19 protein-coding genes are annotated in these 20,978 nt (G+C 55.6%); 11 read left to right on the plus strand and 8 right to left on the minus strand.

Annotation, left to right across the window (positions count from 1 at the left end):
• Positions 1-45 precede the first annotated feature (45 nt).
• The 5 genes from aaeX (at position 46) to ACWYRJ_RS04465 (ending at position 5,025) form a co-directional block, all read left to right on the plus strand.
• Positions 46-249, plus strand: a complete 204-nt coding sequence (aaeX, locus tag ACWYRJ_RS04445) for a p-hydroxybenzoic acid efflux pump operon protein AaeX (protein WP_003860416.1) — start codon at positions 46-48, stop codon at positions 247-249.
• Between the two features lie 7 nt (positions 250-256).
• Positions 257-1,189 (plus strand): p-hydroxybenzoic acid efflux pump subunit AaeA, encoded by a 933-nt coding sequence (gene aaeA, locus ACWYRJ_RS04450; protein WP_023309394.1) that lies wholly within the window; start codon positions 257-259, stop codon positions 1,187-1,189.
• A 5-nt stretch (positions 1,190-1,194) separates the two neighbouring features.
• A complete protein-coding gene (gene aaeB / locus ACWYRJ_RS04455) occupies positions 1,195-3,162 on the plus strand; it encodes a p-hydroxybenzoic acid efflux pump subunit AaeB (protein ID WP_455507475.1) in 1,968 nt (655 codons plus the stop codon).
• Between the two features lie 90 nt (positions 3,163-3,252).
• The gene (locus ACWYRJ_RS04460; protein ID WP_455507476.1) at positions 3,253-4,707 is read left to right on the plus strand and encodes an NAD-dependent succinate-semialdehyde dehydrogenase; all 1,455 of its coding nucleotides are present in this window, start codon (positions 3,253-3,255) and stop codon (positions 4,705-4,707) included.
• A 45-nt stretch (positions 4,708-4,752) separates the two neighbouring features.
• Positions 4,753-5,025: a barstar family protein gene (locus ACWYRJ_RS04465; RefSeq protein ID WP_008502839.1), complete on the plus strand. Its 273-nt coding sequence runs from the start codon at positions 4,753-4,755 to the stop codon at positions 5,023-5,025.
• A gap of 61 nt (positions 5,026-5,086) precedes the next feature.
• On the opposite strand, the gene yhcN (ACWYRJ_RS04470) is transcribed toward ACWYRJ_RS04465, so the two are convergent.
• From yhcN (ACWYRJ_RS04470) to argR, 3 genes are all read right to left on the minus strand, one after another.
• A complete protein-coding gene (gene yhcN / locus ACWYRJ_RS04470) occupies positions 5,087-5,353 on the minus strand; it encodes a peroxide/acid stress response protein YhcN (RefSeq protein WP_032659672.1) in 267 nt (88 codons plus the stop codon).
• A 110-nt stretch (positions 5,354-5,463) separates the two neighbouring features.
• Entirely contained in the window at positions 5,464-5,727 is a 264-nt protein-coding gene (gene yhcN / locus ACWYRJ_RS04475; protein WP_023309389.1) for a peroxide/acid stress response protein YhcN, read from the minus strand.
• A gap of 375 nt (positions 5,728-6,102) precedes the next feature.
• On the minus strand, positions 6,103-6,573 hold the full coding sequence (argR, locus tag ACWYRJ_RS04480) for a transcriptional regulator ArgR (RefSeq protein WP_023309388.1): 471 nt from the start codon (positions 6,571-6,573) through the stop codon (positions 6,103-6,105).
• A 397-nt stretch (positions 6,574-6,970) separates the two neighbouring features.
• Here argR and mdh point away from each other — a divergent pair, with 397 nt between their 5' ends.
• Positions 6,971-7,909, plus strand: a complete 939-nt coding sequence (gene mdh / locus ACWYRJ_RS04485) for a malate dehydrogenase (protein ID WP_008502835.1) — start codon at positions 6,971-6,973, stop codon at positions 7,907-7,909.
• Positions 7,910-7,964: 55 nt separating this feature from the next.
• On the opposite strand, the gene degS is transcribed toward mdh, so the two are convergent.
• From degS to zapG, 3 genes are all read right to left on the minus strand, one after another.
• A complete protein-coding gene (gene degS / locus ACWYRJ_RS04490; RefSeq protein ID WP_111964987.1) occupies positions 7,965-9,032 on the minus strand; it encodes an outer membrane-stress sensor serine endopeptidase DegS in 1,068 nt (355 codons plus the stop codon).
• Between the two features lie 91 nt (positions 9,033-9,123).
• A complete protein-coding gene (gene degQ / locus ACWYRJ_RS04495; protein ID WP_023309385.1) occupies positions 9,124-10,491 on the minus strand; it encodes a serine endoprotease DegQ in 1,368 nt (455 codons plus the stop codon).
• A 171-nt stretch (positions 10,492-10,662) separates the two neighbouring features.
• Positions 10,663-11,061: a Z-ring associated protein ZapG gene (gene zapG, locus ACWYRJ_RS04500; protein ID WP_008502832.1), complete on the minus strand. Its 399-nt coding sequence runs from the start codon at positions 11,059-11,061 to the stop codon at positions 10,663-10,665.
• 189 nt (positions 11,062-11,250) lie between these two features.
• On the opposite strand from zapG, the gene zapE reads away from it, so the two are divergent.
• From zapE to sspB, 5 genes are all read left to right on the plus strand, one after another.
• The gene (zapE, locus tag ACWYRJ_RS04505; protein ID WP_455507477.1) at positions 11,251-12,375 is read left to right on the plus strand and encodes a cell division protein ZapE; all 1,125 of its coding nucleotides are present in this window, start codon (positions 11,251-11,253) and stop codon (positions 12,373-12,375) included.
• Between the two features lie 302 nt (positions 12,376-12,677).
• Positions 12,678-13,106, plus strand: a complete 429-nt coding sequence (rplM, locus tag ACWYRJ_RS04510; protein WP_003860434.1) for a 50S ribosomal protein L13 — start codon at positions 12,678-12,680, stop codon at positions 13,104-13,106.
• Between the two features lie 15 nt (positions 13,107-13,121).
• Positions 13,122-13,514: a 30S ribosomal protein S9 gene (rpsI, locus tag ACWYRJ_RS04515; RefSeq protein ID WP_003860436.1), complete on the plus strand. Its 393-nt coding sequence runs from the start codon at positions 13,122-13,124 to the stop codon at positions 13,512-13,514.
• A 308-nt stretch (positions 13,515-13,822) separates the two neighbouring features.
• Positions 13,823-14,461, plus strand: a complete 639-nt coding sequence (sspA, locus tag ACWYRJ_RS04520; RefSeq protein WP_014885418.1) for a stringent starvation protein SspA — start codon at positions 13,823-13,825, stop codon at positions 14,459-14,461.
• 5 nt (positions 14,462-14,466) lie between these two features.
• Entirely contained in the window at positions 14,467-14,964 is a 498-nt protein-coding gene (gene sspB / locus ACWYRJ_RS04525) for a ClpXP protease specificity-enhancing factor (RefSeq protein ID WP_045355426.1), read from the plus strand.
• Positions 14,965-14,994: 30 nt separating this feature from the next.
• Here sspB and gltD read toward each other — a convergent pair whose 3' ends face one another.
• Positions 14,995-16,413 (minus strand): glutamate synthase subunit GltD, encoded by a 1,419-nt coding sequence (gltD, locus tag ACWYRJ_RS04530; RefSeq protein ID WP_023309377.1) that lies wholly within the window; start codon positions 16,411-16,413, stop codon positions 14,995-14,997.
• 9 nt (positions 16,414-16,422) lie between these two features.
• Positions 16,423-20,883 carry a glutamate synthase large subunit gene (gene gltB, locus ACWYRJ_RS04535; protein WP_115876363.1) on the minus strand — a complete coding sequence of 1,487 codons (4,461 nt, stop codon included), beginning with the start codon at positions 20,881-20,883 and terminating at the stop codon, positions 16,423-16,425.
• Between the last annotated feature and the right edge of the window lie 95 nt (positions 20,884-20,978).

Here is a 20,978-nt window from a genome sequence, read left to right on the forward strand (position 1 = left end):
GCTAAAAAAATTCTGAAGCCTGCACTCTCTCTAATCAAGGTCAACATGAGTCTGTTTCCCGTTATCGTGGTGTTCGGTCTGTCCTTCCCACCGATATTTTTCGAGCTTCTTTTATCACTGGCGATCTTCTGGCTGGTGCGCAAGGTGCTGGTCCCTACCGGGATCTACGATTTCGTCTGGCACCCTGCATTGTTCAATACCGCGCTGTATTGCTGCCTGTTTTACCTGATATCGCGCATGTTTGTCTGAGGTTGATGTGAAAACGCTAACAAGAAAAATCTCCCGCACTGCCATCACCATGGCGCTGGTTATCCTCGCCTTCATCGCTATTTTCCGCGCCTGGGTCTATTACACTGAATCACCGTGGACGCGTGATGCACGCTTCAGCGCCGATGTGGTGGCAATCGCTCCTGACGTGGCCGGTCTTATTACGGCCGTCAACGTTCACGATAACCAACTGGTGAAAAAAGATCAGGTCCTGTTCACCATCGACCAGCCTCGTTACCAGAAAGCGCTGGAAGAGGCGGAAGCGGACGTGGCCTATTACCAGGCGCTGGCTGCGGAGAAACGCCGCGAGGCTGGCCGCCGTAACCAGCTTGGCGTTCAGGCAATGTCCCGTGAAGAGATTGACCAGTCCAACAACGTGCTGCAAACCGTGCTGCACCAGCTGGCGAAAGCGCAGGCAACGCGCGATCTGGCGAAGCTCGATCTCGAGCGTACCGTGATCCGCGCGCCGTCCGATGGCTGGGTGACCAACCTTAACGTCTATGCCGGGGAATTCATTACCCGTGGCTCAACCGCCGTGGCGCTGGTGAAACAGAACTCCTTCTACGTACTCGCCTATATGGAAGAGACCAAGCTGGAAGGCGTACGCCCGGGCTACCGGGCAGAAATTACGCCGCTGGGCAGCAATCGCGTCTTTAAAGGAACTGTCGACAGCGTCGCCGCAGGGGTGACTAACTCCAGCAGTTCGAATGATGCCAAAGGGATGGCAACGGTGGATTCCAACCTCGAGTGGGTGCGTCTGGCCCAGCGCGTGCCGGTCCGTATCCATCTGGACGAACAGCAGGGCAACCTGTGGCCTGCGGGTACCACGGCGACGGTGGTGATTACCGGTGAAAAAGATCGGGATGCCAGCCAGGACTCGTTCTTCCGTAAAATCGCCCACCGTCTGCGCGAGTTTGGTTAATCGCTATGGGCATCTTTTCCATCGCCAGCCAGCACATTCGCTTCGCCGTGAAGCTGGCGTGTGCCATTGTGCTGGCGCTGTTTGTTGGCTTTCACTTCCAGCTTGAAACCCCTCGCTGGGCAGTGCTGACGGCTGCTATTGTCGCGGCGGGTCCGGCCTTTGCCGCGGGTGGGGAACCCTATTCAGGCGCGATCCGCTATCGCGGGATGCTGCGTATCATCGGGACGTTCATCGGCTGTCTCGCGGCGCTCACCATTATTATTCTGATGATCCGCACGCCGCTGCTGATGCTGATGGTGTGCTGTATCTGGGCGGGTTTTTGCACCTGGATCTCGTCTCTGGTGAAAGTGGAGAACTCCTACGCCTGGGGGCTGGCGGGCTATACCGCGCTGATTATTATCATCACCATTCAGTCCGAGCCGCTGCTCGCCCCGCAGTTTGCGGTTGAGCGCTGCAGCGAGATTGTCATTGGTATCGTGAGTGCGATTGTCGCGGATCTGCTGTTCTCTCCGCGCTCCATCAAGCAGGAAGTCGACCGTGAGCTTGACGCGCTGATCGTTGCTCAATACCAGCTGATGCAGCTGTGTATTAAACACGGCGACAGCGAAGAGGTCGATAAAGCCTGGAGCGGGCTTGTTCGTCGCACGCAGGCGCTGGAAGGGATGCGCAGCAACCTTAACATGGAGTCCTCGCGCTGGGCCCGCGCAAATCGTCGCCTTAAAGCCCTCAATACTGTCTCTCTGACGCTGATTACCCAGGCATGTGAAACCTATCTGATTCAGAACACCCGGCCGGAAGCGGTCACCGATACGTTCCGCGAACTGTTCGCCGAGCCGGTGGAAACCGTGCAGGACGTGCATAAGCAGCTTAAGCGTATGCGCCGGGTGATTGCCTGGACTGGGGAGCGCGACACGCCGGTAACGATCTACACCTGGGTCGGCGCCGCGACGCGCTACCTGCTGCTGAAACGCGGCGTGATTGGTAACACCAAAATCAGCGCGGCAGAAGAAGAGGTACTGCAGGGCGAAGTGGTGATCAAGGCGGAATCCGCTGAGCGCCATCACGCGATGGTCAACTTCTGGCGTACGACTCTTGCCTGTATGCTCGGCACGTTGTTCTGGCTGTGGACGGGCTGGACGTCCGGCAACGGCGCGATGGTGATGATTGCCGTCGTTACCGCACTGGCGATGCGTCTGCCTAATCCGCGTATGGTCGCCATCGATTTCCTGTACGGCGCCATTGCCGCCCTGCCGATAGGCGCGTTCTATTTCCTGGTCATCATCCCTTCGACGCAGCAGAGCATGCTGCTGCTCTGTATTAGCCTGGCGGTAATGGCGTTCTTTATCGGCATTGAAGTGCAAAAGCGGCGCCTGGGATCGCTGGGTGCGCTGGCGAGTACGATTAACATCATCGTGCTCGATAACCCCATGACCTTCCATTTCAGCCAGTTCCTGGACAGTGCGTTAGGTCAGCTGGTGGGCTGTTTCCTGGCCATGATGGTGATACTGCTGGTGCGGGATAACTCGCAGGCAAGAACGGGCCGCGTGCTGTTGAACCAGTTCGTGTCGGCTGCCGTGTCGTCTTTGACAACCAATACCGCGCGCCGTAAAGAGAACCACCTTCCCGCGCTCTACCAGCAGCTGTTTTTACTGCTGAACAAGTTCCCGGGCGACATCGCGAAATTCCGCCTGGCGTTAACCCTGATCATCGCGCACCAGCGTTTGCGTAACGCGCCCGTGCCGATCAACGACGATCTGTCGGCCTTCCACCGCCAGTTACGTCGTACCGCCGATCATGTGCTTTCCGCTGGCAGCGATGACAAACGGCGTCGTTACTTTACGCAGCTGCTTGAAGAGCTCGATGTCTATCAGGAAAAGCTCAAGCACTGGGAAGCGCCGCCTCAGGTGACCGAGCCGGTAGGAAGGCTAGTGTTTATGCTGCATCGCTACCAGAATGCCCTCACGGATAACTGACTGAAGTAAAAAAACCGACGCCAAAAGCGTCGGTTTTTTTGTGGCTATACTTATTCCAGCACGTTCTTACATTTCAGAAAGGGAGGACACATGACGACCCAGGCGCTTCAGGACCACATCCTTTTTCAGACCGGCTATCTGGTCAACGGAATCTGGAAAACGCTGGATACGACCTTCGATGTGTTTAACCCCGCTACCGGGGAAGTCATCGCGAAAGTTGCCAAAGCGGGTAAATCACAAACCGAAGAGGCTATCGCAGCGGCCACCAAAGCCTTCCCGGCATGGCGTGCCAAAACCGCGAAAGAACGCTCGGCGATTCTATACCGCTGGTATGAATTGATTATTGAGAATAAAAGCTGGCTCGGGCGGTTAATGACCACCGAACAGGGCAAACCCCTGAAAGAAGCGGAGGGCGAAGTGGAGTACGCCGCCAGCTTTATCCAGTGGTTTGCCGAAGAGGCTAAACGCGCGAATGGTGAAATTATTCCACCGATCAAACCTGGCTCACGCATTCTGGCGACCCGTGAACCCATTGGTGTGGCCGCTGCGATTACGCCGTGGAACTTCCCAATGGCCATGCTCACCCGCAAGTTAGGCCCGGCGCTGGCGGCCGGATGTACCGGAGTTATTAAACCGGCCAACAACACGCCGCTCAGCGCCTTTGCGCTGCTTACTCTGGCGAAACAGGCCGGTGTGCCCGACGGCGTTCTCAACGCCGTTGCCGGGAATACGCATGAAATCAGCGATGCGATTATGGCAAGCCGCGACGTGCGTAAAATCTCCTTTACCGGCTCAACCTCCGTCGGCAAAACGCTGGTGCGTAACGCAGCCGAAACCATGAAGAAAGTCTCGATGGAGCTGGGCGGAAATGCCCCGTATATCGTTTTTGAGGATGCGGACATCGACGCAGCGGTTAAGGGCGCGATCGCCAACAAGTTTCGCAATGCCGGGCAGGTCTGCGTCAGCGTGAACCGTTTTTATATTCAGGAAACCGTCTACGACAAATTTGTGAATAAACTCGCCGATGCGGTGAATGCGCTGAAGGTGGGTAATGGTCTTGAGGAGGGGGTGGTCGTCGGGCCGCTGATTGAACCTTCTGCGGTGAACAAAGTGCGTGAGCATGTCGACGACGCCGTTGCCCGGGGCGCAACCGTACTGGCAGGAGGTAAGCCCCATCCGCTTGGCGGGAATTTCTGGATGCCAACCGTATTGGGCGACTGCCATGAAGGCATGAAGCTGGCAGAAGAAGAGACGTTTGGCCCGGTGGCGGCGTGCTTTCGTTTCACCTCGGAGGATGAGGTCATCCAGCGCGCCAACAATACGCCTTATGGGCTGGCGGCTTACTTTTATACCCAGAATCTCTCACGGGTCTTCCGCGTTTCACAGGCCATCGAGAGCGGGATGATTGGCATTAACGAGTGCGCCGTCTCCACGGAGCTCGGGCCTTTTGGCGGCGTAAAAGAGTCAGGTCTTGGACGAGAAGGCTCCGTGCTGGGACTGGAAGAGTATCTGGAAGTTAAAACCCTGCATATTGGGGGATTATAATAGACAGGGCGGCAGCTGCCGCTCGCCTGGACTGGGTGGCTGGCAATGAAAACCTATACGTTTGATTTTGACGAGATCGACAGTCAGGAAGACTTCTACCGGGAATTTATCCGGGTGTTTGATCTTGAAAGGGAAAGCGTGACGAATCTGGATACGCTTTGGGACGTGGTCACCGGCAGTCTGTTGCCGCTCCCGCTGGAGATTGAGTTTATCCATTTGCCCGATAAGCTGCGAAGACGTTTTGGCGCGCTGATATTGCTGTTCGATGAAGCGGAAGAAGAGCTTGAAGGGCAGTTGCGCTTTAACGCGCGGCATTGAATGAAAAAAGCCCCTGACCATGAGGCCAGGGGCAAGTCGTATGATGAGATACGACGAGGGTTTATTTATACAGTTCTGCAGTTGCATGCCAGTGGTCACCCTGATTCAGTTCGGTGACGCGATAGCTGCTGGCACCTGCTTTTTCAGCTTTGGCGGCCAGTTCGTGACGGATATCCATCGGTGAGCCAGTGACAGACGTCACGGAGACGCTGCCCATACGCTGTAGATTTTGTGCCTGGTCGGCATTCACCTGCTGTACGGCTGCACTTGCGCCGAAAGAGAGAACGGATGCCAGACCGAGGGTTGCGATGATCAATTTGGTTTTCATAGTCTTTACTCCTGAATAGGGTTTTTACTCAACGGCGAGAAGGGTTGAACCGCTATTTTTATGCCTGGTGCCGTTGAGTGGATATTTACGTTTTCAGCTATTACTAAAACTTATTTGTAGAGCTCAGCGGTGGCGTGCCAGTGGTCGCCAGAACGCGCTTCGATGATGCGATAGGATGATGCACCCTGTTCTTCCGCTTTTTTGTTCAGCATCTCATGCATGTCCATTGGCGATGTGCCGACCGCGCCGACAGAAACCGTACCGATGGCCTGACGGGATTGCGCCTGGTCAGCATTAATAGAGTCAGCCGCGAAAGCACCGAATGACAGGACAGACAGGACGCTCAGAGCCGCTACAGTTGATTTGATTTTCATGATTCTTACCTCGTCGAATTTTTTAGTGGGGTCTTGTTTCGTGACCCTCATCACAAAATCAAGTATACACTAATAACGGTAAAAATTAATACCAGACTAATGATTTCTATTGTTATTACGTGTTAACCAGTCCTTTTTTTATAACCAAATTGCATAATATTGGGTGTTTTTTGCACGTTTTTGTTGGTGATAGCTAATGAAATCATATGGATATCAACTTTTGATTTTTTGTGCGATTCTTTGATTTAGCATTCACCATGTGAATGTTAATGAGTGGTAAAAAGCACTATTTGTCAAAGTGAAGGGCAGTAGAAAAGAGGGGAGAACGCAGCGGAAGCAGAACGATCCCCGCAGCGGCGCTACGGGGAGAGGGGATTAGAGTTCCTGTTCGAACAGAACCAGAATCGCTTCGTGGAGATCTTTCACGGAAAAACCGCTAGCCGGTGTGGTAAAGATGGTGTCATCGCCGGCGATAGTCCCGAGGATACCCTCCGTTTTACCCAGCGAGTCCAGCATGCGGGCAATCAGCTGTGCGGCGCCGGGGCTTGTGTGGATCACCACTACGGCGTCGTTATGATCGATATCCAGAACCAGATTTTTGAGCGGGCTGGAGGTGGTCGGCACGCCAAGTTCTGCTGGCAGGCAATAGACCATCTCCATCTTGGCGTTACGGGTACGCACCGCGCCAAATTTCGTTAACATGCGGGAGACTTTCGACTGATTGATATTATCGAAGCCTTGTTCCTGCAGCGCCTGAACAATTTCTCCCTGAGAACTGAATTTCTCTTCTTTAAGTAGCGCCTTAAACGCCTTAACTAATTCTTCTTGCTTAGACGAGCTTCGCATAAGTCACCCGGAATATGACGATAGAAACAACATTATTATGCATGTGGATGAATTTTTATGCAAATTATCTACTCAGCGCCAGGCTGAAATAATGTTATGAAAGGGAGTGATTTTATCAGATTTCGTTATCAGAAAACATGCCTGGGTCACGCCGCGCAAATAAGCTTAAAAGTAAATTAAATGTTATCAAAATGATGTTGTTTTGGTGGCGGGGCAGGGTGTATTGTAACCACCTCTTAATGCGTTGCCCTCTGTCGTCAGATAGTTTTCTGGTGAGAGATAAAGTCGCGTGACCTCAAATTCTTTAGCTACGAAAATTGTAATTATTTACTTGCTGAATTATGGTCGCCGCAACGGATTTACAGATACTTAAGTTAACCATAATAAGGAGTTTAGGATGAAAGTCGCAGTCCTCGGCGCTGCTGGTGGTATCGGCCAGGCGCTTGCCCTACTACTGAAAACCCAACTGCCTTCAGGCTCAGAACTCTCCCTGTACGATATTGCTCCGGTAACCCCAGGCGTGGCGGTTGACCTGAGCCACATCCCAACTGCTGTAAAAATCAAAGGCTTCTCCGGTGAAGATGCACGTCCTGCACTGCAGGGTGCCGACGTGGTGCTGATTTCTGCAGGCGTAGCGCGTAAGCCGGGCATGGATCGTTCAGACCTTTTCAATGTCAACGCGGGCATCGTGAAAAACCTGGTGCAGCAGATTGCTGAAGTGTGCCCGAAAGCGTGCATCGGTATCATCACTAACCCGGTGAACACCACCGTTGCTATCGCGGCAGAAGTGCTGAAGAAAGCAGGTGTTTACGACAAAAACAAACTGTTCGGCGTAACCACGCTGGATATCATCCGTTCCAACACCTTTGTTGCTGAGCTGAAAGGCAAACAGCCAACAGAAGTGGAAGTTCCGGTCATCGGCGGTCACTCTGGCGTCACCATCCTGCCTCTGCTGTCGCAGATCCCAGGCGTGAGCTTCACCGAGCAGGAAGTGGCTGACCTGACTAAACGCATCCAGAATGCGGGCACCGAAGTGGTGGAAGCGAAGGCGGGTGGCGGTTCTGCAACCCTGTCTATGGGCCAGGCGGCTGCACGTTTCGGTCTGTCACTGGTTCGCGCTCTGCAGGGCGAGAAAGGCGTTGTTGAATGCGCTTACGTTGAAGGCGATGGCGAACACGCTCGCTTCTTCTCTCAGCCGCTGCTGCTGGGTAAAAACGGTATCGAAGAGCGTAAATCCATTGGTACCCTGAGCGCGTTTGAACAACACGCGATGGAAGGCATGCTGGATACGCTGAAGAAAGATATCACCCTGGGCGAAGAGTTCGTTAACAAGTAATACGAACCGTCTCCCGGCAAAAAACGGAGCTTATCGCTCCGTTTTTTTATGCCTGTCAGTTTGTTGCCGGGTATTCCTGAATCGTTACGTGCAGCGTCAGTTTCTTATCGTTGCGCATGACCTCAACAGGGATGATAGAACCCGGGCGAATTTCTGCCACCTGATCCATCGTCTCCAGCGCAGAGACCGCCGGCGTGCCGTTGACCGACACAATCACATCGTTTACCTGAATTCCCGCGTTGGCAGCCGGACCCCCTGGCGCCACCTCGTTAACCACGATGCCCTGGATCTGATCGATTCCGCCGCCCTGGGTATGCATCGGCGCAATTTCGCGCCCGCCGATACCGATATAGCCGCGGATCACGCGTCCGTCGCGGATCAGCTTATCCATAATTTTGGTCGCCAGCTGGAACGGAATGGCAAAGCCGATCCCTTCAGGCGTCTCACCGTCGTTGCTCTTGTCGAACGAGAGGGTGTTGATGCCCATCAGTTCGCCCAGCGAGTTGACCAGCGCACCGCCGGAGTTACCGTGGTTGATGGAGGCATCGGTTTGCAGGAAATTCTGCCGTCCGGATGGGTTGAGGCCGATACGACCTGTCGCGCTGATAATCCCCTGGGTGATGGTCTGGCCCAGGTTGTAAGGGTTACCAATCGCCAGGACGACATCACCAATATGCGGGGTACGTTTACGGTTGATCGGGATGACCGGCAAACCGCCCGTGGCGTTAATCTTCAGGACGGCCAGATCGGTCAGGCTGTCAGACCCAACGAGTAATGCCTCAAACACGCGGCCATCCTGCAGGGCGACGATGATCTGGTCAGCATCGTTTATCACGTGCTTGTTAGTAATAATGTAGCCGCGCTCGTCCATGATCACGCCGGAGCCGAGGGTGCGGATCTCCAGCTGGTTGTGGGCTGAGCTATTCAGGCCGCGGTTATAGACGTTAACTACGGCGGGGGCGGCTCGGCGGACGGCCTGGTTATAGGTGGCCGGCGTTTCATCCGTGCTATCAAACTGGGGAGCAGACAGTTTATTGAACTGACGTAAAGACGGCAGCGCCAGCAGCAGCAGGCCAGCGACAATCAAACCGATGACAATAGAACGTAAGAGCTTTGAAAGCATGATGCGCGTTTCGTTAAAAAAGGAACGATTTGCAGCATAACATGAGTTATCCGGACATCACATGCAGCGGTGATGTCCGGATCGCAAATGCTTAGCGCAACAGAATATAGATGGACTCATTGCCACGCATGACCTGCAGGGCAATAACCGCCGGTTTGCTTTCCAGCACTTTGCGCAGTTCGGCAATAGACTGCACGCGATTGCGGTTTACACCGATGATCACGTCATCCTGATGCAATCCGGCCTGCGCGGCAGGGCTGCTCTTCTCGACGGTGTCGATGCTAATGCCTTTCGTACCGTCTTTCAGCTGACCGTCGCTCAACGTAGCCCCTTGCAGCGCCGGGGCAATAAGCTCCGCGCTGGCCGAGGAAGAGGTGCTCTTATCCAGCGTCACTTCAACGTCAAGCGGCTTACCGTCACGTATCAGGCCCAGCTTCACTTTGGCGCCAGGTTCGGTTGTGGCGATCCGCGAACGCAGTTCTGCAAAGCTGTTCAGCGGTTTGTCGTTCAGGCTGACGATCACATCCCCCGATTTCACGCCCGCTTTTGCGGAGCCGGAGTTTGGCAGCACTTCACTGACAAACGCCCCGCGCTGTACATTGATGTTGAACGCTTTTGCGATATCAGCGCTCATCTCCATACCTTTAATGCCCAGCAGCCCGCGTTTGATTTCACCGAACTGGATCAGCTGCTGCGCCAGGGTTTTGGCCATATTGCTGGGGATAGCAAAACCGATCCCGATGCTGCCGCCGCCCGGGGCCAGAATCGCCGTGTTAATCCCAATCAGCTCGCCGTTAAGGTTGAGCAATGCCCCTCCGGAGTTTCCACGGTTGATTGAGGCATCGGTCTGGATAAAGTTTTCCAGCCCCTCCAGATTCAGGCCGCTACGCCCCAGCGCGGAGACGATCCCGGAGGTGGCGGTTTGCCCTAAGCCAAAGGGGTTGCCCACGGCGACGGCAAAGTCGCCGACGCGCAGTTTGTCAGAATCCGCGATGGCAATCTGGGTCAGATTGCTCGGGTTTTGCACCTGCAGCAGCGCGATGTCGCTCTGGTCATCGCCGCCAATCAGTTTGGCATCAAATTCGCGGCCATCGTTTAGCTGGACGCTTATTTTATCGGCCTGGCTGATGACATGGTTGTTAGTCAGAATATAGCCTTTAGCTGCATCAATAATGACGCCAGAGCCCAGGCCTTCAAAAGGCTGCGCCTGCTGGTCGGGAGACTCATCGCCAAAATATTTTTTCAGTTCTTCAGGGACGCGTTGGCTTTGTACCGCCGTGCCTTCAACCTGAACGCTGACGACCGCAGGCAACACTTTTTCCAGCATGGGTGCGAGGCTTGGAATGGCCGCCTGGCCAGGCACCTGGGAGGGGATAGCAGCGAATACAGGGACGGATGCCGAGAGAGATAACCCGACACTTAACGCGATAGCGCTCAACAGCTGGTTTTTTTTCTTCATCGATGTTGACTCTCGTAACCTGGAATAAAGGAAAAACGGCCCCAAAAACACGTTGATGTTATTGAATTTTAAACCGCTGAACAATGAGGTGTTTAACTAAATGATAGCTGGGGTCATGAAGAAAGGACGGGCGCAATCGCTGCGCCCGTAAAATAAATTCAGGTTGTGCGATTAATCGCGTTTTACACCGCCGCGCAGCAGGCCGGACGCGCCATCGGAGTAGTCGCGAGGCATCTGAACGGGCGCCTGATCGTTACCGGCCTCTGAGTCAGCCAGACGGTTGCGGAATGGGTTGGTTTCAGCGGTCATTTCCGGCAGCAGGCTGCTGGAGCTTTTTGCCATATGTTGATACAGCTGACGATAGTCGGTCGCCATGTTGTCCAGCAGCTCGGCGCTGCGGGCAAAATGGCTGACCAGCTCTTCACGATACTCTTCCAGCTCGGCTTTGTTCTTTTCCAGTTCGTACTGCAGTGACTGCTGCTGACGCAATTTGCGATTACCGAAACGCATGGCCACAGCACCGATGACGATGCCGACGACTAAACCGATTAGCGCATATTCCCAGGTCATGAACTTCTCCCGTTGTCTTGTTGTTCCGTAGGGTGTTGGCTCGGCTCCTGCCTGTGCCTGATAATGCCACTATAACCGCTATTTCTGCAGAAGTGGAATCCTGACGTATCATCGCGTAGTGTAGAACGGCCTTTTTTTCATCAGTCACGTCTGCTGGTGAGCGTTAATTGAAGGAATAACAATAAGATTATGCAAAACCTGTCCCCTGCATCGCGATATCAACTGGCCCTTAACGAGGGCACTCATCAGCCTGACGACGTTCAACGTGAGGCGGTAAGTCGTCTGGAGATGATTTATCAGGAGCTCACGGCAAAACCCGCTGAAACCGAACAGAATGGCGGGCTAAAGGCGGCGTTTGGGCGGTTGCTCGGTAAAAAAGCGCCACAGGCTCACGCGCCGGCGCGCGGTTTATACATGTGGGGCGGGGTCGGTCGCGGAAAAACCTGGCTGATGGACATGTTCTACCAGGGCCTGCCGGGGGGGCGTAAACAGCGTCTGCACTTTCACCGCTTTATGCTGCGGGTGCATGAAGAGCTGACCGCACTGCAGGGTAAAAGCGATCCGCTGGAGATTGTGGCCGACCGGTTCAAGGCGGAAACGGACGTACTTTGCTTCGATGAGTTTTTTGTGTCTGACATCACCGATGCCATGCTGTTAGGCGGCCTGATGAAGGCGTTATTTGCCCGCGGGATTACGCTGGTGGCCACGTCGAATATCCCGCCGGACGATCTGTACCGCAACGGCCTGCAGCGGGCACGCTTCCTGCCCGCCATTGACGCTATCAAACAGCATTGTGACATTATGAACGTCGATGCCGGTGTCGATTATCGTCTGCGCACGCTGACCCAGGCGCACCTGTGGCTTTCGCCGCTAAATGCCGATACCACCCGCGAGATGGATAAACTTTGGCTGGCGCTGGCGGGAGCAAAACGCGAGCACGCCCCGGAGCTCGAGATTAACCATCGCCCGCTCCTCACCCTTGGCGTCGAAAACCAAACGCTGGCGGTCTCCTTTACGACGCTTTGCGTGGATGCCCGCAGCCAGCACGACTACATTGCGCTTTCACGTCTGTTCCACACCGTGATGGTGCTGGATGTGCCGGTGATGACGCGGCTGATGGAGAGCGAAGCACGACGCTTCATTGCGCTGGTGGACGAGTTTTATGAGCGCCACGTCAAGCTGGTGGTCAGCGCCGAGGTACCTTTATATGAGATTTACCAGGGAGAGCGGCTGAAGTTTGAGTTCCAGCGCTGCCTGTCTCGCCTGCAGGAGATGCAGAGCGAGGAGTACCTGAAGCTGGAGCATATGCCGTAATAAATACCACCCTCTCCCTGAGAAGGGAGCCTTGTAGGCCGGGTAAGGCGCAGCCGCCACCCGGCATTTTCCGTGGCCCCGAAAAACCCATTCCAAATCACATTTAAGGGTCGATCTTTGACCTCAACTTCTCTATAATCTTGCGACCCCACGTTACGAGAAGGTTTTTTTCCCGAAACTTTCTATGTGTCGGCATGTGCTATTCGAAGGGGTAGGTTTGCCGGACTTTGTCGTGTGAACCTCAACTGACTAAACGTTTGGGTGTTCACCAACGTGTAACTTATTATTTGGGTAAGCTTTTAATGAAAACTTTTACAGCTAAACCAGAAACCGTACAGCGCGACTGGTATGTTGTTGACGCGACCGGTAAAACTCTGGGCCGTCTGGCTACTGAACTGGCTCGTCGCCTGCGCGGTAAGCATAAAGCGGAATACACTCCGCACGTTGATACCGGTGATTACATCATCGTTCTGAACGCTGATAAAGTTGCTGTAACCGGCAACAAGCGTACTGACAAAATGTACTACCACCACACCGGCCACATCGGTGGTATCAAAGAAGCGACCTTTGAAGAGATGATTGCCCGCCGTCCTGAGCGTGTGATTGAAATCGCGGTTAAAGGCATGCTGCCAAAAGGCCCGCTGGGTCGTGCTATGTTCCGTAAACTGAAAGTTTACGCAGGCAACGAGCACAACCACGCGGCACAGCAACCGCAAGTTCTTGACATCTAATCGGGATTATAGGCAATGGCTGAAAATCAATACTACGGCACTGGTCGCCGCAAAAGTTCCGCAGCTCGCGTTTTCATCAAACCGGGCAGTGGTAAAATCGTAATCAACCAGCGTTCTCTGGAACAATACTTCGGTCGCGAAACTGCCCGCATGGTAGTTCGCCAGCCGCTGGAACTGGTTGACATGGTAGAAAAACTGGATCTGTACATCACCGTTAAAGGTGGTGGTATCTCCGGTCAGGCAGGTGCGATCCGTCACGGTATCACCCGTGCTCTGATGGAGTACGACGAATCCCTGCGTTCTGAACTGCGTAAAGCTGGCTTCGTTACTCGTGACGCGCGTCAGGTTGAACGTAAGAAAGTGGGTCTGCGTAAAGCACGTCGTCGTCCACAGTTCTCCAAACGTTAATCCATTCTGCTTACGCAGAACGATTGGCGAAAAACCCGCTTCGGCGGGTTTTTTTATGGATAATGCGCAGGTTATCCACAATATCCATGCATATATCTTCTCTTTTTCCACATTTCCAGAATCCCCTCACCACAAAGCCATCAAAATCTGGTAAACTATCATCCAATTTTCTGCCCAAATATCGGTGACTACTCGATTTTTGTTCGATTCTTGAACAATGTGTTTTCTCTGGGATGGGCGATACAACATCTGGCTGGCCCCTGTTGGGCTGGTAGCAGTAAAAATTCTGAATATACCTGGAGGTTTTCATGGCTGTCGCTGCCAACAAACGTTCGGTAATGACGCTGTTTTCTGGTCCTACTGACATTTATAGCCATCAGGTTCGTATCGTGCTGGCCGAGAAGGGTGTCAGTTTTGAGATCGAGCATGTGGAAAAGGATAACCCGCCTCAGGATCTGATCGATCTCAACCCGAGCCAAAGCGTACCGACGCTGGTGGATCGCGAGCTGACCCTGTGGGAATCCCGTATCATTATGGAATATCTGGATGAGCGTTTCCCGCATCCGCCGCTGATGCCTGTTTACCCTGTCGCGCGTGGTGAAAGCCGCCTGTACATGCAGCGTATCGAAAAAGACTGGTACTCGCTGATGAACGTGATTACCAGCGGTTCCGCTTCTGAAGCTGACGCTGCGCGTAAGCAACTGCGTGAAGAGCTGCTGGCAATCGCCCCGGTGTTTGGTCAGAAACCGTTCTTCCTGAGCGATGAGTTCAGCCTGGTGGATTGCTACCTGGCACCGCTGTTGTGGCGTCTGCCGACCCTGGGCGTAGAGTTCAGCGGTCCTGGCGCGAAAGAGCTGAAGGGCTACATGACTCGCGTCTTTGAGCGCGACTCTTTCCTGGCATCCTTAACTGAACCGGAACGTGAAATGCGTCTCGGCCGAGGCTAATGACTGTGGAAATGTCACAACTTACCCCACGCCGTCCTTATCTGCTGCGCGCCTTCTATGAATGGCTGCTGGATAACCAGCTCACGCCGCACCTGGTTGTGGATGTGACGTTGCCGGGCGTGCTGGTTCCAATGGAATACGCACGTGACGGGCAGATCGTACTGAACATCGCCCCGCGCGCGGTGGGTAACCTGGAGCTGGCGAACGATGAAGTGCGCTTCAACGCGCGTTTCGGCGGCGTGCCGCGTCAGGTTTCCGTTCCGCTGGCCGCTGTGCTGGCAATTTACGCGCGTGAAAACGGTGCGGGAACTATGTTCGAGCCGGAAGCGGCGTATGATGAAGAGGTTGCCAGCCTTAATGATGACAACGCATCCGATGAGCGCGAAAGCGACACGGTGATGTCACTTATCGATGGTGATAAACCCGATCATCACGATGACAATGACCCTGATGACGATCCGCCTCCGCGCGGTGGTCGTCCGGCTCTTCGCGTCGTGAAATAAAAAAACAGGCCCTATCGGGCCTGTTTTTTTTTACACTTCCAGGTAGTTCAGGATCCCGTCAGCCGCCTTGCGGCCTTCGGCAATCGCCGTCACCACCAGGTCTGAACCGCGAACGATATCGCCACCGGCGAAGATTTTCGGGTTGCTGGTCTGGAACGCATTATCGCTGCCTTCTGGCGCGATTACGCGGCCCTGCGAATCCAGCTCAACGCTGTGCTTCGCCAGCCACTCCATGCTGTGAGGGCGGAAACCGAACGCCATCACCACGGCATCGGCCGGGATCACGTGTTCAGAACCGGCAACGATCTCGGCGCGACGACGGCCTTTCGCATCCGGTGCGCCCATCTCGGTACGCGCCATCTTCACGCCGCTCACTTTACCGTTGGCGTTCACTTCAATACCCAGAGGCTGGATGTTGAACTGGAACTCCACGCCCTCTTCACGCGCGTTTTTCACTTCGCGCTTAGAGCCCGGCATGTTCTCTTCGTCACGACGATAGGCGCAGATCACGTGTGCCGCATTCTGACGAATGGAGGTACGCACGCAGTCCATCGCGGTATCACCGCCGCCCAGCACCACCACGCGTTTGCCTTCCATGCTGACGAACGGCTCATCGGCGGTTTCGCCGTAGCCCATGATCTGCTTGGTGTTGGCAATCAGGAACGGCAGCGCGTCATACACGCCTGGCGCGTCTTCGTTTTCCAGACCGCCGCGCATGGACTGATAGGTGCCCACGCCGAGGAATACGGCGTCGTAATCCTTCAGCAGGTCGTCGAGCTGCACATCGCGGCCCACTTCCACGTTCAGTTTGAACTCAATGCCCATGCCGGTGAAGATTTCCCGGCGACGAGTCATGACCTCTTTTTCCAGCTTGAAGGCCGGGATACCGAAGGTCAGCAGACCGCCGATTTCCGGATGACGGTCAAAGACCACCGCCTTCACGCCGTTGCGGGTCAGCACGTCCGCACAGGCCAGGCCCGCCGGGCCCGCGCCGATGATCGCCACGCGCTTGTCGGTTTGCTTCACGCCGGTCATGTCCGGACGCCAGCCCATCTCGAACGCTTTATCGTTGATATAGCGCTCGATGTTGCCGATGGTCACCGCACCGAACTCGTCGTTCAGCGTACAGGAGCCTTCGCACAGACGGTCCTGAGGACATACGCGGCCGCACACTTCCGGCAGGGTGTTGGTCTGGTGAGACAGCTCGGCGGCTTCAAAAATACGCCCTTCATTGGCCAGCTTCAGCCAGTTCGGGATGTAGTTGTGTACCGGACATTTCCATTCGCAGTAAGGGTTACCGCAGGACAGGCAGCGGTCCGCCTGTGCTTTGGCCTGGCCTTCTGAAAACGGCTCGTAGATTTCAACAAATTCAATTTTGCGGATCTTCAGCGGTTTCTTTGGGGGATCAACACGCTGCAGGTCGATAAACTGGTATACGTTCTGGCTCATCTGAATTCCTTACTGCGCCTGCACGCGCAGCTCTGCTGCGCTACGACTACGGTGACCCAACAGGGCTTTAACATCGCTGGACTTCGGCTTAACCAGCGCGAATTTCGCAGAGAACGCCGGCCAGTTCGCCAGGATCTCTTCGCCGCGCGAAGAACCGGTATGCTGCACGTGTTCGGTAATTAAACCGCGCAGGTGTTCTTCGTGAATGGCCAGCGTATCAACGTCCAGCACTTCCACCAGCTCCGGGTTCACGCGTTTGCGGAACTCACCGTCTTCATCCAGGACGTAGGCAAAACCGCCCGTCATGCCTGCGCCGAAGTTCACGCCGGTTTTACCCAGAACGCAAACAATCCCGCCCGTCATGTATTCACAACCGTTATCGCCAATGCCTTCCACCACGGTGATGGCACCGGAGTTACGCACCGCAAAACGCTCGCCCGCACGGCCTGCTGCAAACAGACGACCGCCGGTCGCGCCGTACAGGCAGGTGTTACCGATGATGCTGGCTTCATGGCTGCGGAAGGCTGAGCCGACCGGAGGACGCACCGCCAGCAGACCGCCCGCCATGCCTTTACCGACGTAGTCGTTGGCATCGCCGGTCAGGTACAGCTCAACACCACCTGCGTTCCACACGCCGAAGCTCTGACCCGCGGTACCGCTGAAATGCGCGGTAATCGGATCCGACGCCAGCCCCTGGTCACCGTGCGTCTGCGCGATGTAGCCGGAGAGCGATGCACCCACGGAACGGTCGGTGTTACGGATATCAAACCAGAACGTTTTGCTCTGCTTGTCGTCCACGTACGGCTTCGCCTGCTGCAGCAGCTGTGCGTTCAGCACGCCGTTATCAAACGGCGGGTTGTTCTCGGTGCAGTAGACCGCTTTGCCAGGATGCGGCTGCGCGGTTTCCAGCAGCTTGCTCAACTCCAGCTTCTGCTGCTTGGCGGTGAAGCCTTCCAGCTCTTTCAGCAGGTCGGTACGGCCAATCAGGTCCACCAGACGTTTAACGCCCAGCTGCGCCATCAGCTCGCGAGTTTCGCGGGCGATGAACTCAAAGTAATTAGTCACTTTGAACGGCAGGCCGTGATAGTGGTTCTTACGCAGCTTCTCGTCCTGGGTTGCAACGCCGGTTGCGCAGTTGTTCAGGTGGCAAATACGCAGGTATTTACAGCCCAACGCGACCATTGGACCCGTACCGAAGCCGAAGCTTTCCGCACCGAGGATCGCCGCCTTGATGATGTCGAGGCCAGTTTTCAGACCGCCATCCACCTGCAGACGGATCTTATGACGCAGACCGTTAGCCACCAGCGCCTGCTGGGTTTCCACCAGGCCAAGCTCCCACGGACAACCCGCATATTTCACGGAGGAGAGCGGGCTTGCGCCGGTACCGCCGTCATAACCGGCAATGGTGATGAGATCCGCATAGGCCTTCGCCACGCCGGTCGCGATGGTGCCAACGCCCGGTTCGGAAACCAGCTTCACGGAGATCATCGCCTTCGGGTTGACCTGTTTCAGGTCGAAAATGAGCTGCGCCAGATCCTCGATAGAGTAGATATCGTGGTGCGGCGGCGGGGAGATCAGCGTCACGCCCGGCACGGAATAGCGCAGTTTGGCGATGTACGGGGTGACTTTATCACCCGGCAGCTGACCGCCTTCGCCCGGTTTAGCACCCTGAGCAACTTTAATCTGAATCACGTCGGCGTTGACCAGGTACGCAGGCGTCACGCCAAAGCGACCGGATGCTACCTGCTTGATACGGGACACTTTATTCGTGCCGTAACGGGCCGGATCTTCACCGCCTTCGCCGGAGTTAGAGTTACCGCCGATGCTGTTCATGGCTTCCGCCAGCGCTTCGTGAGCTTCCGGGCTCAGCGCGCCGATGGACATCGCCGCGGTATCGAAGCGTTTGAACAGTTCCGATGCCGGCTCAACTTCGTCAATGCTGACCGCTTCATCGCCCGGATTGAGGGCAATAAGGTCGCGCAGCGTCGCCGCCGGACGGTTATTCACCAGCTCAGCGTACTGCTGATAATCGCTGTATTCACCGCTCTGAACCGCCTGCTGCAGCGTGCGCACCACGTCCGGGTTATAGGCGTGGTATTCGCCACCGTGAACGTATTTCAGCAGACCGCCCTGATCCAGCGGCTTACGTGCCAGCCAGGCGCGCTTGGACAGGTTCACCAGATCCTGCTGGAAGTCCGCAAAACCGGCGCCGCCGATGCGGCTGACCACGCCCTGGAAGCAGAGGTTGGCAACCTCGTCATGCAGGCCGACCGCTTCAAACAGCTTAGAACAGCGGTAGGAGGCAATGGTTGAGATGCCCATTTTGGACATGATCTTGTACAGACCTTTGTTGATGCCGTTACGGTAGTTCAGCATCACCGCGCGGTAATCTTTGTCGATCGCGCGGGTATCCACCAGACGGGCCAGCGTTTCGTAGGCCAGGTACGGGTAGATCGCCGTCGCGCCGAAGCCCAACAGCACGGCAAAGTGATGCGGGTCGCGGGCGCTTGCGGTTTCAACAATGATGTTCGCGTCGCAGCGCAGGCTCTTATCGACCAAACGCGTCTGGATAGCGCCGACCGCCATCGGGGCAGGTACAGGCAGACGGTTTTTCGCGATATTACGGTCGGACAACACCAGCAGCACGGTGCCGTTACGCACCATCTGTTCGGCTTTGTCACACAGCGCATTCACCGTCTCTTCAAGGCTCGCTTCGTTCACGTCGAAGGTAATGTCGAGCGTGTCGGCGCGGTAGTGCTCCTCTTTCATGGTGGTGAGCTGTTTGAAATCTGAATACAGCAGGATCGGCGATTTAAAGGTCAGACGATGCGCCTGGCCTTCGGCCTCGCAGAAGACGTTCATCTCACGACCGATGCTGGTGGCCAACGACATCACGTGCGCTTCACGCAGCGGATCGATTGGCGGGTTGGTCACCTGCGCGAACTGCTGGCGGAAGTAGTCGTAAATGATGCGCGGCTGGCTGGATAGCACGGCAAACGGGGTATCGTCACCCATCGAGCCGACCGCTTCCTGGCCGTTTTCACCGAGCACGCGGATGACAGAGTCCAGCTCTTCCGCGCTGTAGTTAAACTGCTTCTGGTAGCTCGCGAGAGTATCGTCGTCCAGCTCCCGGCTGCCCACTTCTTCGTCCGTAAGATCTTCGAACGGCACCAGGCGACGCACGTTCTTTTCCATCCACTCTTTGTACGGGTGGCGGCTCTTCAGATCGTTGTCGGTTTCGGCGGAGTGCAGGATGCGCCCGCCGCGGGTGTCGATAACCATCAGCTCGCCCGGACCGACGCGGCCTTTCTCGACCACTTCGTCAGGCTGGTAATCCCAGATGCCGACTTCAGAGGCGCAGGTGATGAGCTTGTCTTTGGTGATAACGTAGCGCGCCGGACGCAGACCGTTACGGTCCAGGTTACAGGCGGCAAAACGTCCGTCGGACATAACGATGCCCGCCGGGCCGTCCCACGGCTCCATGTGCATGGAGTTAAAGTCGAAGAACGCGCGCAGCTCAGGATCCATATCCGGGTTGTTCTGCCAGGCCGGCGGCACGAGCAGACGCATGGCGCGCACGATATCCATCCCGCCCGCCAGCAGCAGTTCCAGCATGTTATCCATCGAGCTGGAGTCCGAGCCGGTTTCGTTCACGAACGGCGCGGCATCGTGCAGGTCAGGGATCAGTGGCGTCTGGAACTTATAGGTACGGGCGCGGGCCCACTGGCGGTTACCGGTGATGGTGTTGATCTCGCCGTTGTGCGCCAGGTAGCGGAACGGCTGAGCCAGCGGCCAGCGTGGTACGGTGTTGGTGGAGAAGCGCTGGTGGAACAGGCAAATGGCCGATTCCAGACGCAGGTCCGCCAGGTCCAGGTAGAAGCGCGGCAGGTCAGCCGGCATACACAGACCTTTATAGATGTTCACCAGGTTAGAGAGGCTACAGACGTAGAACTCTTTATCGTCCTGGAGACGTTTTTCAATGCGGCGGCGGGCGATAAACAGACGGCGTTCCATATCACGTGGACGCCAGCCCGCAGGCGCGTTGACGAAAATCTGTTCAATACGAGGCAGCGAGGAGAGGGCGATTTCACCGAGCACCCCTTCGTTGGTTGGCACATCGCGCCAGCCGACAATTGACAGGGTTTCACGCTGAAGTTCTTCTTCGACGATGCGGCGTGAGGCGGCAGCCTTTTCAGGATCCTGATTCAGGAACAGCATGCCGACAGCGTAGTTTTTGGCTAAACGCCAGCCGCGCTCTTCCGCCACGATGCGGAAGAAACGATCCGGTTTTTGCAGCAGCAGGCCGCAACCGTCGCCGGTTTTACCATCGGCAAGGATTGCACCACGGTGCTGCATACGGGCCAGTGCGTGAATAGCAGTACGCACTACCTTGTGGCTAGGTTCGCCTTCTATGTGGGCGATCAGGCCGAAACCACAGTTATCCTTCTCAAGGGATTTATCGTACAACATATCAGTGAACCTCCCCAGGCTCGTCGGGCTTCCCACTGAACTTTACCGTGGCGCACAGGCACAGAAAGAGCATGGCGACGGGGTTTGCGTTTCAT

The sequence above is a fragment of the Enterobacter sp. genome (assembly GCF_977039595.1).